This window comes from Stenotrophomonas sp. NY11291, assembly GCF_023277365.1.
Taxonomy (GTDB): domain Bacteria; phylum Pseudomonadota; class Gammaproteobacteria; order Xanthomonadales; family Xanthomonadaceae; genus Stenotrophomonas; species Stenotrophomonas geniculata.
This window is the reverse complement of sequence record NZ_CP096975.1, coordinates 4145487-4158714: the sequence shown is the minus strand read 5'-3', so window position 1 is coordinate 4158714 and position 13228 is coordinate 4145487. Positions and strand designations below refer to the sequence as shown.

The 13228-nt window shown below is 67.9% G+C and carries 13 protein-coding genes; 5 read left to right on the top strand and 8 right to left on the bottom strand.

Annotated features, from left to right (window positions below; translation table 11 throughout):
* Window positions 1-72: 72 nt before the first annotated feature.
* From M1L61_RS19360 to M1L61_RS19345, 4 genes are all read right to left on the bottom strand, one after another.
* Entirely contained in the window at window positions 73-1014 is a 942-nt protein-coding gene (locus M1L61_RS19360) for a DegV family protein (protein ID WP_228354766.1), read from the bottom strand.
* A gap of 95 nt (window positions 1015-1109) precedes the next feature.
* Window positions 1110-1742 carry a 2-hydroxychromene-2-carboxylate isomerase gene (locus tag M1L61_RS19355; RefSeq protein WP_228354765.1) on the bottom strand — a complete coding sequence of 211 codons (633 nt, stop codon included), beginning with the start codon at window positions 1740-1742 and terminating at the stop codon, window positions 1110-1112.
* A 20-nt stretch (window positions 1743-1762) separates the two neighbouring features.
* Window positions 1763-3046: an amidohydrolase family protein gene (locus tag M1L61_RS19350; protein ID WP_053443499.1), complete on the bottom strand. Its 1284-nt coding sequence runs from the start codon at window positions 3044-3046 to the stop codon at window positions 1763-1765.
* On the bottom strand, window positions 3046-4455 hold the full coding sequence (locus M1L61_RS19345; RefSeq protein WP_248853959.1) for an amidohydrolase: 1410 nt from the start codon (window positions 4453-4455) through the stop codon (window positions 3046-3048). Before M1L61_RS19345 ends, M1L61_RS19350 begins: the two co-directional genes overlap by 1 nt.
* Before the next feature lie 152 nt (window positions 4456-4607).
* Between M1L61_RS19345 and M1L61_RS19340 the strand changes: the two genes are divergently transcribed.
* Window positions 4608-5384, top strand: a complete 777-nt coding sequence (locus M1L61_RS19340) for an AMP nucleosidase (RefSeq protein WP_010480853.1) — start codon at window positions 4608-4610, stop codon at window positions 5382-5384.
* Window positions 5385-5427: 43 nt separating this feature from the next.
* The gene (locus M1L61_RS19335; RefSeq protein WP_248853958.1) at window positions 5428-5967 is read left to right on the top strand and encodes a DUF924 family protein; all 540 of its coding nucleotides are present in this window, start codon (window positions 5428-5430) and stop codon (window positions 5965-5967) included.
* Between the two features lie 77 nt (window positions 5968-6044).
* On the opposite strand, the gene grxD is transcribed toward M1L61_RS19335, so the two are convergent.
* Window positions 6045-6971: a Grx4 family monothiol glutaredoxin gene (gene grxD, locus M1L61_RS19330; RefSeq protein WP_024956044.1), complete on the bottom strand. Its 927-nt coding sequence runs from the start codon at window positions 6969-6971 to the stop codon at window positions 6045-6047.
* A gap of 59 nt (window positions 6972-7030) precedes the next feature.
* On the opposite strand from grxD, the gene M1L61_RS19325 reads away from it, so the two are divergent.
* Window positions 7031-7810 carry a polysaccharide deacetylase family protein gene (locus M1L61_RS19325; protein ID WP_248853957.1) on the top strand — a complete coding sequence of 260 codons (780 nt, stop codon included), beginning with the start codon at window positions 7031-7033 and terminating at the stop codon, window positions 7808-7810.
* A 75-nt stretch (window positions 7811-7885) separates the two neighbouring features.
* On the opposite strand, the gene M1L61_RS19320 is transcribed toward M1L61_RS19325, so the two are convergent.
* Genes M1L61_RS19320 through M1L61_RS19310 form a run of 3 tightly spaced genes read right to left on the bottom strand, consistent with a single transcriptional unit; the run spans window position 7886 to window position 10502 of the window.
* Entirely contained in the window at window positions 7886-8602 is a 717-nt protein-coding gene (locus M1L61_RS19320) for a class I SAM-dependent methyltransferase (RefSeq protein WP_248853956.1), read from the bottom strand.
* Between the two features lie 4 nt (window positions 8603-8606).
* On the bottom strand, window positions 8607-9224 hold the full coding sequence (locus tag M1L61_RS19315; RefSeq protein ID WP_248853955.1) for an SGNH/GDSL hydrolase family protein: 618 nt from the start codon (window positions 9222-9224) through the stop codon (window positions 8607-8609).
* A 3-nt stretch (window positions 9225-9227) separates the two neighbouring features.
* Window positions 9228-10502, bottom strand: coding sequence for an aminotransferase class I/II-fold pyridoxal phosphate-dependent enzyme (locus M1L61_RS19310; protein ID WP_010480840.1), 1275 nt, complete (start codon window positions 10500-10502; stop codon window positions 9228-9230).
* Window positions 10503-10616: 114 nt separating this feature from the next.
* Here M1L61_RS19310 and rsgA point away from each other — a divergent pair, with 114 nt between their 5' ends.
* Together rsgA and M1L61_RS19300 are read left to right on the top strand one after the other, a co-directional pair.
* A complete protein-coding gene (gene rsgA / locus M1L61_RS19305) occupies window positions 10617-11726 on the top strand; it encodes a ribosome small subunit-dependent GTPase A (protein WP_057503952.1) in 1110 nt (369 codons plus the stop codon).
* A 126-nt stretch (window positions 11727-11852) separates the two neighbouring features.
* Window positions 11853-13106: a flavohemoglobin expression-modulating QEGLA motif protein gene (locus M1L61_RS19300; protein WP_049411678.1), complete on the top strand. Its 1254-nt coding sequence runs from the start codon at window positions 11853-11855 to the stop codon at window positions 13104-13106.
* Window positions 13107-13228 lie beyond the last annotated feature (122 nt).

The following is a 13228-nucleotide window of genomic DNA, read 5'->3' as shown; positions in this document are numbered from 1 at the left end:
TCTCCTTGAAGTGCGGCAAGGCTGGCACAGTCGTGGTGGAATCGATGTGCAGATTCCCGCCACGGTTGGCCTTCATTCAAACCGATGTGGCCCATCGGCAAAGCCCACGGTGACCGCGCCCTTGCCGACATTGACCATGCCGGTCAGGCTCATCACCGATTCGTACACGGCCACGCCGTGGCCGGCGCAGACCTCCTTCAACTGGGCGTAGCCGGGCAGGGTGCGCAGCTCGTCCAGCTCACCGCCGTAGCTGACGCACACCGTCGGTGTCATCAGCCCGGCACGCACGCGCTGGCCGACCACCGCGAATAGCTTCTGCACGGCGTTGTCGAAGCCTTTGATCTTGGCGACCGGCCCGGTCTCGCCGCGGTAGCCATGCAGCACCGGTTTGATGTCCAGTGCGCTGCCCAGCGCCGCACTGAGCAGGCCGACACTGCGGTCACCCTTGTGCCGCGCACGTGCGCGCATGTAGTACAGGTCGCGGGTAACCATGTAGCCATGCACGTTGCCCGCCAGTTCCTCCAATCGTTCGCGGATCTGCTGCACGCTGGCGTTGCTGTCGCGCAGGCGCACCGCTTCCACCGCCGTTACCGCCTGGGCAGCGAACAGGTTCTGGGTATCGAGCACGCGCAGCGCGAACGGTGAGTTGTAGCCCGCTGCCTGACGCACCGGCTTGTAGTCGTTGAGGATGGCGAAGCTGGCCTGCAGCGCGTTGTCATGGATCGGGCTGCGGGTTTTGGTGATGGTCATGCAGAACACGTGGTCGTAATCGATCACCAGCTGCTGCAGGAACAGGTCGCGGATCTGGTTGACGCTGAAGGGGATGGTCTCCGCTTCAGCGCCGTGCTCGGCCACGTGCGCGTGCAGGAAGCTCAGCGTGGCCTGCTCATCGCGGTGATCGGCCAGCACGGCTTCGCCGATGCGTACGGTGATCGGCAGCAGCACGATGTTGTGTGTGGCGATGAAGTCCGGCGGCAGGTCGCAGGCCGAGTCGACGACGATTCCGATGCGCATCCGCGGCTCCCCCTCCAGGGCGGTTGTAGGTTCGGAAACGTGAAATCTATCTCAAATCCCAGCGCGGCGCGCGAGGGAAACGCGCCACGCCCTGTTCAGCGACTGCGCTGCACCGCCACCGGCAGGTTGGCCAAGCGCTGCCATTCGGGCTGCCGCAGCAGGTCCGGATCGGCCAGCACCGCTGCCATCAGCGGGTGCGCGTCGTTGCCCCAGAACAGGTCGTCGCCGATGGCCAGGGTGGGTACCCCGAACACGCCGGCCGCGATCGCGGCCTCTGTGTTGCGCCGCAGCTGCTCCTTCACCGCCGGGTCGGCGATGGCGGATGCGACATCCTCGATGCCCAGCCGTGCGCCGGGTTCGCGCAGGGCTTCGGCGCTGTCGGCCGCGTTGCCGTCGCGCCAGATCCAGTCGAACAGCACGTCCACGGCCTGCACGCTGGCGCCGGCGGCCAGGCACAGGCGCAGGGCGGACAGCGGGTTGAACGGATGGCCGGGCGGGAACCGCAGTGGTGTGCCCTCGGCCTGTGCGGTCCACAGCAGTTGGCGGTAGATGAAGCGGCGCTTGGCCGGAATCTCGGCCGGCCCGAGGTTGCCCAGGTGATGCAGCACCGCACCGAAGGCGATCGGCACGGTCTGGATCTGCGCGAACTGTGGCAACTGCTTCAGCTTCTGCCAGTGCAGGTAGGAATAGGGCGAGACGAAGTCGAAGTACCAGCGCAATGTCGCCATCGGTGTGTCCTCGTGTGCGGTCAGGGCTGCGCGTTGCGCTGCAGGTAGCGGTCGCGCAGTTCGGTCTGGCGCGAGCGCATCGGCATCGCACGGCCGCCCAGCCAGACCTGTTCGGCGTAGTGCGCCACATCCAGCGGGTCGCCCTCCCACAGCACCAGGTCGGCACGCTTGCCCGGCTCGATGCTGCCGATCTGGTCGGCCACCCCGAACGCCTGCGCCGGCACCCGGGTCAGCCCGGCCAGGCCATCGGCCCACGGCAAACCGTTGGCCACCGCGTTGCCGGCCAGCTGGCGCATCTTGCGCGCGTTGTGGGTGGCGTCGCCGCGCTGCACGAACGACACCGGCACGCCGGCGCGTTGCAGGCGTGCGGCATTTTCCAGGGTGGCGCCGATCTGGTCGAAGCTGGCCGGCAGGTTGGCCAGCACGTCGACGAACACCGGCACCTGTGCGGCGGCCAGCTCCGGCGCGACCTGCCACGCTTCGCTGGCACCGGCGATGGCGATCTTCACCTTCTCGCGCGCGGCCCAGCGCAGCAGCTGGCGGATGTCCGAGGCACGATCGACCTCCACCACGATGCGGCCTTGGCCGGCCAGATAGCGGCTGAGCGTGCGGCGCCCGGCCGGGGTCAGCAGCGCATGCGGCGAGTCCGCAGCCACCTGTCCGCGTGCTTCGTCGACCATCTGCTGCAGCAGCATCCATTGCGCGGCGCGCGAATGCCCGGTCAGCTCGGATGCCGCTGCGCCAATGCGCAGGAACAGGGCGCGCGGGCCGATCGGGTCGGCGCTGCCGTCCAACCGCATCACGCCGCCCTGGCCAGCCACGAAACCACCGCCGGTGGCAGCGCCCAACGCAGTGAAGCCGATGCCTTCCAGGCGCGTGACCGGAATCAGCACCGAGGCCGGGTTGTAGGCGAGGGTGACGTCGAATTCCGGACGCAGTGGTTGCTCACCGAGCTTCAACGAACTGTCCACCGTGCTCGATTCACCCGAGACCTCTTCGATGCCGGTTTCGGTGATACCGCCGAACAGCGCCGGCGTCAGGGGGCGGCCATTGGCCTCGATCACGGTGGCGCCGGCAGGCGCTGACAGGCCGTTGCCCACCGCGCGGATGATGCCGCCCTGCACCAGCACGTCCGCGTTCTGCAGGCTGCCGCGCGCGCTGGCCGTATGCACCGTCGCGTTGCGCACCAGCAGGTCCTGTGCCTGTGCGGATGCGGAGATGCAGGCCAGCACCATGACAGTAGCGCCGAACCATGCTCGGCTGCCCTTCGCGGCAGACTGCGTCAACTGCTTGAGCACCACCATCAGCGCACCTCCTGGCCAAGCTGGAAATCAGAACGCGGCGTGCTCGCCGGCGCGCCGCGGTCATACAGCCGCCGGCCGTCGATGAAGACCTGCTCAGCCAGTGCGTACGAACTGAAGGGGTTGCCGTTCCACACCACCACATCGGCCATCTTGCCGGCCTCCAGGGTGCCGGTCTGGCCCTCGATGCCCAGCGCCTTGGCGGCGTTGGCGGTCATCCAGGTGATGGCGTGCTCGGGCGTGATCTCCGGCATGCGCGCGCGGCGCGCGGACGCCATTACCTTGGCCGCTTCCTGGTTCAGGCGCTGGATGCCTTCGGGTGAATCGGAATGGACGATGGCACAGCTGTTCTTCGGCCGGTCGACCAGCGCGATGTTCTCGGGAATGCCGTCGAAGGCTTCCATCTTGAAGCCCCACCAGTCGGCCCAGAGTGCGCCGCAGACGCCGTCGGCGGCCAGCCGGTCGGCCAGCTTGTAGGCCTCCACACCGTGGTGGAAAGCGGCCACCTTGAAGCCGAATTCCTTGGCCAGGTCGAGCATGGTGGCCATCTCGTCGGCGCGGTAGCAGTGGATGTGCACGCGGATGTCGCCTTCGATGGCGCCGGCCAGCGTGTCCAGCTTGAGATCGCGCTTGCCGCCTGCATCCCCGGCGCTGTCGCCCTTGTCGCTGCCGAACCATCCCTTGCGCTTGGCCGGCTTGGGTTTGTTCTTGGCGATGTAGTCGGCGGCGTCGATGAAGGCGGCACGGTAGCCGGCCACGTTGCCCATGCGCGTGGCCGGGGTCACGCCCTTGCCTTCGCCATAGACCCGCTTGGGGTTCTCGCCGCAGGCCATCTTCAGGCCCCATGGTGCGCCGGGGAACTTCATCGCCTGGTAGGTGATGGCCGGGACGTTCTTCAGGGTCACGCCGCGGCCACCCACCAGGTTGGCCGAGCCGGGCAGCACCTGCATGCTGGTCACGCCGCCGGCCAGTGCCGTGGCGAAGCCTGGGTCCTGAGGCCACACCGAGTGTTCGGCCCAGACGTTGGCGGTGACCGGTGCGGTCATCTCGTTGCCGTCGCTGTGCGCGCCGACGCCGGGGCTGGGGTATACACCCAGATGCGAATGCACGTCGATCAGCCCGGGGGTGACCCACTTGCCCTGCGCATCGATGCGGGTGACACCGGCATCGGCCTGCAGTTGGTGACCGACGGCGGCGATGCGGCCGTCGCGCAGCAGCACATCGGCGTTGTCCAGGCGCTGGCCGGTACCGGTCAGCACCGTGGCGTTCTGGATCAGTACCGGCGCATCAGGATGGGCCTGGTAGGTGCTGGGGTAGGGATCGGCGACGAAGCGCGAGGCGCCCACCGCCGGAGCCGTGCTCAATGAAAGCAGTGCCAGGGCTACCCCAGCGCGCAACAACGTCGATGCCATGCAGTTCCCCTTGCAGCCTGGTCCAACCGCCGACGCTAGCCCGGAGGCGGCGGGCTTGCCAAGTGACCTTCTTCACAGGCCTGCCGACGGTAGCTCGACGGCACCGGCCGGGTGGCTGAAAATACCCGGTCCCCCGCCGTACCGGACCGCCCATGAAGAGCAAGCAGGAAATCGTCGACAACTGGCTGCCCCGGTATACCGGCGTGCCCTTGGACCAGTTCGGCCAGCACATCCTGCTGACCAACTTCGGGGGCTACCTGCATACGTTCTCCGAGCTGACCGGCGCGCCGGTCATCGGCCTGGACCGGCCGATGGCCAGTGCCACCATCGATGGCATCACCATGATCAACTTCGGCATGGGCAGCCCCAATGCCGCGATCATCATGGACCTGCTGTCGGCGGTGATGCCCAAGGCGGTGCTGTTCCTCGGTAAGTGCGGTGGCCTCAAGCGCAAGAACCAGCTGGGTGACCTGGTGCTGCCGATCGCCGCGATCCGTGGCGAGGGTACCTCGGGCGATTACCTGCCGCCGGAAGTCCCGGCCCTGCCGGCCTTTGCCCTGCAGCGTGCGGTTTCGACCATGATCCGCGACCTCGGCCACGACTACTGGACCGGCACGGTCTACACCACCAATCGCCGGGTGTGGGAACACGACGAGGGCTTCAAGGAGCGGCTGCGGGCGATGCGCTGCATGGCCATCGACATGGAAACGGCCACGGTGTTCGCCGCCGGCTTCGCCAACCACATCCCCAGTGGCGCGCTGCTGCTGGTCTCGGACCAGCCGATGATCCCCGATGGGGTCAAGACCGAAGCCTCCGATGCCAAGGTCAGCTCCCAGTTCGTGGAAAACCATATCCAGATCGGTATCGAGGCGCTTAAGCTTATCCGGCGCAACGGCAAGTCGGTCCGCCACCTGCGCTTCGACGAATGATGATGAAGGCCGGGCGCGGGGCGTCCGGGCCTGGGAGTAGGTAATGGACGTTGCCGCGCAAGTGGTGGAATTCTGGAAGGAGGCGGGCCCTGCGAAGTGGTTCGCCCGCGACGACGCGTTCGACGCGCAGTTCCGCCAGTTGTTTCTGGATGAGCATTTCGCCGCCGCTTCGCGCGGGCGTGAGCATTGGCTGGGCAGTGCCGAAGGGGCATTGGCGCTGATGCTGCTGCTGGACCAGTTCCCGCGCAACTGCTTCCGTGGGACCGCCCATTCCTACGCCACCGATGGCCTGGCCCGGCACTACGCCATGCGCGCCATCGAGGAAGGCCTGGACCTGCAGCTGGTACCGAAGCTGCGCGCCTTCATCTACCTGCCGTTCGAGCACTCCGAGGATCCGATGGACCAGGACCGTTCGGTGGCGATGTTCGACGTGCTGGGTGACAAGGAGTACCTGCAGTACGCCGAACTGCACCGCGACATCATCCGCCGCTTCGGGCGCTTCCCGCATCGCAATGCCGTGCTCGGTCGCTTGCCCACGGCGGAAGAGCTGGATTACCTGGCCGAAGGCGGGTTTGCCGGCTAAGAAAAAGGGGACGGAGGGGATTAAGACGTTTATGGCACAAACGACTTAATCCCCTCCGTCCCCTTTTTCAGTGCGGATCAGTACTTCGGCACGCCGTTGTCGACGTCTTCGGACCAGGCATTGATGCCGCCGGTGACGTTGAACACCTTGGTGAAGCCCAGTGCACGGAACTGCTCGGCAGCCTGTGCGCTGCGGCCGCCGTGGTGGCACATGAAGGCCAGAGCGGTGTCCTTCGGCAGGGCTTCCAGCTCCGCACGGCCGTTGCCGTCGAAGCTCCTGAACGGCACGCCGACGGCTGCGATGGCGCGCTCGTCGGCCGGGCGCACGTCCACCAGGGTGATGTTGCCGGCGCGCACCAGGTCGTCGGCATCACGCACGCTGATTTCCTGTACCGGCTTCGGCGCGTTCGGGTTGTCGATCGCCAGGCCCTTGCCGCGGATGTCGTCCACCCAGTCGATGGTGATGCCGTTGGCGCGCCGGGCGCTGGACAGGTCGAACTGCACGCGCAGGCCATTGGACTCGGCAGCGATCGCGCCTTCGTCATGCGGGGCCAGCTGGAAGTTCGGCTGGAAGCCGGCGTCGATGGTCAGCTGCAGGGCAGCGCCCGGGGCGTCGGCCAGCGCGCCCTTGAGCATTTCCACAGCGGCCGGGGTGACGGTGATGCTCGGCGGGGTGCGGTCCGGTGCGGCCAGGCCCAGCACGCTGCTCAGTTCGCCGCTGGCGGCCATCTGCAGCACGATGTCGCTGCCGCCGACCAGTTCGCCGTCGATGTACAGCTGCGGGATGGTCGGCCAGTCGCCGTAGGCCTTGATGCCTTCACGGATTTCCTGGTCCGCCAGCACGTTGACGTGGGCGAACTCGACACCGAGGTCCTGCAGCGCGCCCACGGCCTTGGCCGAGAAGCCACACTGCGGCATCGACGGCTGGCCCTTCATGAACAGCACGACGCGGTTGGCGTTGAGGATGGATTCGATGCGCGAACGCAGGGCGGGATCGAGGGACATGGACGTCGGGGTTCCGGGAATTCGAATCATCAATTCTACCCCCCATGGCATCATGGGGGATGAGCAACGCAGGAACATTGAATCGCATCCCGACCCGGCCCTGGCGCTGGCTGCCCTGGCTGGTGGCGTCGCAGTTGGCCGTGATCCTGGTATGGGTACTGGCAGGCTGGCACTGGGCCCTGCCGCTGATGGTGGCCAGCCACGCGCTGTTCATGGTGCCGATATTCCTGCCCAACAGCCGTTTCTACGCGCCGGTATTGAGCCGGGTGCCGGACGCTGGCAACAGTGTCTGGCTGACGATCGATGACGGCCCCGGCCCGGAAACCCGTGCCGTGCTCGACCTCCTGGACCGCCACCAGGCGCGTGCGACCTTCTTCCTGGTGGGGGACCGTGCGCTGGCGCAGCCGGAACTGGTGGCCGAGATCCTGCGCCGTGGCCACGATCTCGGCAATCACAGTCTCAGCCACCCGCAGGCCCGCTTCTGGCGGCTGGGACCGGCTGCGATGCGCGCCGAGATCGAAGGCTGCCAGCATGCATTGCAGGCCCTGAGCGGGCATCCGGTGCGCTGGTATCGCTCGGTGGTGGGCATGACCAACCCGTTCGTGGCGCCGGTGTTGAAGCGGCTGGGCCTGGTCCGGGTCGGCTGGAGCGCGCGCGGCTTCGACGGTATCGGCTGCACGGCGCAGGGCGTGCTCGACCGGCTGCTGCCGGACCTGCGTCCGGGCGCCATCGTGCTGCTGCATGAAGGCGCCGCCCACGGCCACAACCTGGTGATCATCGCGCGCGTGCTGCAGGCGCTGGACGAACGCGGGCTGAAGGCGCAGCTGCCTACCGGCTGATACGTATGCGGTAGCGCCGGGCCATGCCCGGCGGATGCCACAGGTGCCGCTGCGCTCGCCGGGCATGGCCCGGCGCTACAGGTTCCGGCGTGCCACCAGCAGCCAGCTGTTGAACGGCGTACGCCCATGCAGCGGCCGGGGGGCGGTCACCTGCAATCCCGCTTCGGCAAGCGTTGTCTGCAGTACCCGTGGATCGGGATAGTGGCGCGGGCGTGTGCCCATCCAGCCGACCAGCCAGGCCAGCCGGTCCGCCACCCGCGTGGTGCGGTCGCGGCCATCGCCGGTGGCCAGCGGCGTGCGCAGCAGCAGGCAGCCGCCGGGGGCCACCCGTGCACTGGCCGCGCGCAGCAGTGCCTGCTGTGGGTCCGCGTCCAGGTACTGCAGCACGTCCAGCAGCAGGACGTGCCCGGCCTGCGCCGGTAGCGGCGCCTGCACGTCCACGCAGTCGAAGCGCACGTCATGCAGCTCGACGGCGGCACGTTGCGCGCGGGCGATCTTGCCCGCATCCACGTCCACGCCCAGGTAGCGCTGGGTGCCGCCGCGCTGGCGCAGTACATGGGCGAACAGGCCCAGCCCGCAGCCGAGGTCCAGCACCGGCTGTCCGTCGTCAGGCAGATGCTGCAGCACGCCGTCGTACAGCGGATCGCTGCCGAGCTTGCCGCGGGTGTAGTAGTAGTCGCGGCGGCTGCCCCAGGCCTGCGCCGGGCGGAACGCTTCGGCGATCAAGCGCGCCTGCGGGGACGTCAGGGGAGTACAGGGCAGGGGCGGGCCGTTCCGTGGCGTACCGTCCATCGCTTCAGCCCGTGCCGCCAAGCAGATGCGTGGCCACCGGAAGGGCGCGTACGCTCCACAGCGCGTACATCCGCGCTGAAGGATGCAGGCCGTCCTCGGCGATCATCGTCGGGTCTTCGCCCTGCGCGCGGCTGATGTCGGTGATGTCGACGAAGGCTACGCCGTGCCGGGTACTGATCACCTCGGCGGCGGCATTGAATTCGTCGGTCTCGATCTCGATCGCGGCCAGGTCGCGGCCACTGCCGACACCGAACGGGGTGGCACCCCAATCGGGGAAGGACAGCACCAGCACGCGGCCGGCATCACCGCCGGCGAAGCTGATCGCCCGCTGCAGCAGGGCCTGGAACTGGCTGCGGTATTCGTCCAGAGGACGCCCGCGGTACTGGTTGTTGACGCCGATCAGCAGGCTGACGAAATCGAACGGACCCTGCGGTGCGGTCGCGTCGATACCCGCATCGAGCTCGTCAGTGGTCCAGCCGGTGGTCGCAATGGTCTGCGGGTTGGACAGGTCGATGCCCTGCGCACGCAGGGCGGCGGCCAGCTGGTGCGGCCAGCGGCCTTCGACTGCAACCGCTTCACCGATGGTGTACGAATCGCCCAGCGCCAGGTAGGACAATGCCACGGCTCAGGCCACCGAACGGCGCGGCTTCAGCGGCACGACCTTGGTCGCATCCTCGGCACGCCGCGCCAGCACGCGGTCGATGCGGGCGAACACATCGCGCATCACCGAAGCTTCCGGCATCAGGGTCACGCGGAAATGATGGCGGTAGGGCACGTTGAAGCTTGAGCCCGGCACCACCAGCACGCCTTCGTTGTTCATCAGGTCCAGCGCGAAATCGTGGTCGTCGAAGCCCTTCGCAGCGGCACCGACCACGGCCGGGAACGCATACAGCGCGCCGGCCGGCGCGACCAGTGACAGGTGCTCGCTGGCTTCGCAGGCCTCGATCACCGCGCGGCGGGTTTCATACAGGCGGCCGCCCGGCGTGCACAGCTCGGAGATGGTGTCCGGACCGTTCACCGCCGCCTCGATGGCGTACTGGCCCGGCACGTTGGCGCACAGGCGCAGTGCGCCCAACAGGTCCAGCGCGGCGCGGAAGTCGCCCAGGCGGGCATCGTCACCGCTGAGGTGGGCCCAGCCCACACGCCAGCCGCAGGCGCGGTGCACCTTGCTCAGGCCACTGAAGGTCAGGCATGGATGATCACCGGCCAGCGGCGCGACCGGCTGGAACACCGCGTCGTCGTACAGGATCTGGTCGTAGATCTCATCGACCAGCAGCAGCAGGTTGTGGCGGCGCGCGATTTCCACCACGCGCTCCAGCAGTTCGCGCGGGTAGCTGGCGCCGCTGGGATTGTTCGGATTGATCAGCACGATGGCGCGGGTGCGCGAAGAGACCAGCGTCTCGATCTCGCTCGGGTCCGGCTGGAAGCCGTTCTCCGGCGCGCAGCGGTAGTACACCGGCCGGCCATCGTTGAGGATGGTCGAAGCCGACCACAGCGGGTAGTCGGGCGAGGGCACCAGCACTTCGTCGCCCGGGTTGAGCAGCGCACGCAGTGACAGGTCGATCAGCTCGCTGACGCCGTTGCCGAGGAAGACGCGGTCCGGGTGCGCATCGGGCGCGCCACGGCGGGCGTAGTAGCTGGCGATGGCTTCGCGCGCCACCGGCAGGCCCTGCTGGTGGGTGTATGGGTCGGTGCGGCCCATGTCGTCGGCGATCGCGCGTTGCAGGTGCTCCGGCGCGCGGAAGCCGAAAGCGCCCGGGTTGCCGATGTTGAGCTTGATCAGCTTGCGGCCCTGCGCCTCCAGCTCCCGGGCTCGCCGCGCCAGTTCTCCGCGGATTTCGTAGCGCACTTCGGAAAGGCGCTCGCGGATGGCCAGGGGCTTGGGCGAGGTGGTGGACATGGGAGCTGGGCCGTCAAAAGGCATGGGGCTTCCATCCTACCGGAATTGCTGCACTGCATGGCAAGGGCTCCGGGCCCGTCACTGCTGGGCTGGCAGGGCGCTGGCACAGGTAGAATGGCGGCGATGACCCAGACCCCCGATTTCATCGCCCTGCAGACCATCGGCTGGCCCTGGCCGGGCCCGCCACAGCAGGCCGACTGGCAGGCCGCGATGGCCGCGCACCCGCAGGCCCGCCCGGCACGGGTGATCGAACAGCACCGCACCCACTACGTGGTGGCCGATGGCCCGGATGCATCGATCAAGGCCGAGTCGCTGCCCGAATGGCAGCGCCCGCGCTTCCCCAGCCATGAGCGGCCGGCGGTGGGCGACTGGGTGCTGCTCGATGGCATCCGCATCGTCGCCCTGCTGCCACGGCGCACCGCGATCAAGCGTGGTGCCGCAGGTGAGCACTACCACCAGCAGGTGATCGCGGCCAACATCGATACGGTGTTCATCGTCTGTGGCCTGGACGCTGACTTCAATCCGCGCCGCATCGAGCGCTACCTGCTGCTGGTCGGCGGTGGCGGTGCCGAACCGGTGGTGGTGCTGACCAAGGCCGACCAGACCGAATACAGCGAGGATGCGCTGGCGGTGCTGGAAGAGCTGGAGATGCAGGGCATCGCGCTGCATGCGATCAATGGCCTGGATGCCGACAGCGTTGCCGTGCTGCAACCGTGGCTGGGCCCGGGCCGCACCGTGGTGCTGGTGGGCTCGTCCGGTGCCGGCAAGTCCACGTTGACCAACACGCTGCTCGGCGAGCAGCGGATGAAGACCAACGCGGTGCGTGCCAACGATTCGCGCGGACGACACACCACCACCCATCGCGCGCTGATGCCGCTGCCGACGGGCGCCTGCCTGATCGACACCCCCGGCATGCGCGAGCTGAAGCCGACCGGTGAAGAGACGCTGTCGGAAGGCGGCTTCGCCGATATCGAAGCGCTGGCCGCACAGTGCCGTTTCAATGACTGCAAGCACCAGCAGGAACCGGGCTGTGCGGTACGTGCCGCGATCGAGGCCGGCGAGATCGAAGAGAGCCGCCTGCTGAACTACTTCAAGTTGAAGGAAGAAGTGGCCGCCGCCGCCGCCAAGCTGGCGGTTCGCCAGGCCGAGACCGCGCAGGAGCGTGGTGGCAGGAAGGGCAAGGGCCAGCAGTTCCGCCCGGCGAGCAAGCCGCGTAGGCGGTAACAAGGCAGCCGAGCATAGGCTCGGCTCTACACTTGGTTCGCGGTGGAATCATTCCCTGTAGCGCCCGAGCCGATGCTCGGGCGGCGGCGCGCAGCGCCGGACACAGCAGAGCGCTATAGTCCGCCCATGGAACCGACCGCGACGCTGGACCGTGACGTGGCCCACCATGCAGCGCTCGATGCGCGCCTGGTCGAGGCTGTGGGGGGCATCCGCCTGCTGGGCCTGACCAGCTGGCCGGCCACGCTGCAGGCACCGTTCCTGGACAGCGTGGCACGTGGGCAACCGGTGCTGCCGAAGGTGGATTACCCGAGGCTGGATTTCAGCGAGGAGCGCCGCGCATTGGCTGCGATCGCCGCCGACTGCGATGATACTCATCCGCTGGGCCACTACGTGCGCCAGTCGGCGCAGAGCTGGGACCTGGCCGCGCAGCTGCTGGAAGGGTTGGGCACGGCGGCGGTCGATACCTGTTCGGTGCAGTTGTTCGGCGCGCCCGAGCAGCCGTTGCCAGGCAATGGCCCGAGCACGCGCGAAGCGGCGCGTCACTTCATCCAGATTGCTGCCGAACTCGATCACGAACTGCTGGCGCCGGAAGAGCAGGTGCCGGTCTCGGCCATTGCCCTGCAGCTGCAGCTGCAGAATGACCTGGATGCGTTCTTCGAATCGCGCATCATCCAGGTGCAGCTCGATCCAGAGCTGGTGTCCAAGGCCGCTGCCGGACCGACCCGCATCCGCCTGCGCACCAGTGCGCGCTTCAGTGCCTACGACCGCGCGCAGCTGTTCCACCACGAAGCGCTGGTGCATTCGCTGACGGCCTTGAATGGCCGCGAACAACCGGTGCTGCCCAGCCTGGCGTTGTCCTCGCCGCGGGTGACGGCCACCCAGGAAGGGCTGGCTACCTTCGCCGAACAGATCACCGGCAGCATCGACATCGAGCGCCTGAAGCGCATCAGCCTGCGCACCGAAGCGATCGCGATGGCCCGCGAAGGCGCCGACTTCATCGAGGTGTTCCGCTACTTCTGCGATGCCGGGCAGAACGCCGAAGAAAGCTTTGCGTCGGCACAGCGCGTGTTCCGTGGGGTGCCGCCGAGTGGCGGCCTGGCCTTCACCAAGGACACGGTGTACCTGCGCGGCCTGGTGTCGGTGCATACCTTCTTCCGCCACATGCTGGCCGAGGACCGCCTGCAGGTCTGCCGCTGGTTGTTCGCCGGCAAGATGAGCCTGGCCGATGCGATCGCGTTCGCGCCGCTGTTCGAAGCGGGTGTGCTGAAGCCGCCGCGCTGGCTGCCGCACTGGGTGAGCCGGGCGAACGGCCTGGCCGGCATGCTGGCGTTCTCGCTGTTCGCCAACCGGATACGGATGGACCAGCTGGCGCCGGAATGAAAGGCGTTGGCGGGATGATGCGCTGGCGCCTCGATTGATATCGCTGGGCGGCGGTGGCGCACCTGGCCAGGACACGCCGTAAACCCATCCATGGGGGCTCGATCGGCGCATCCATGCGCCTC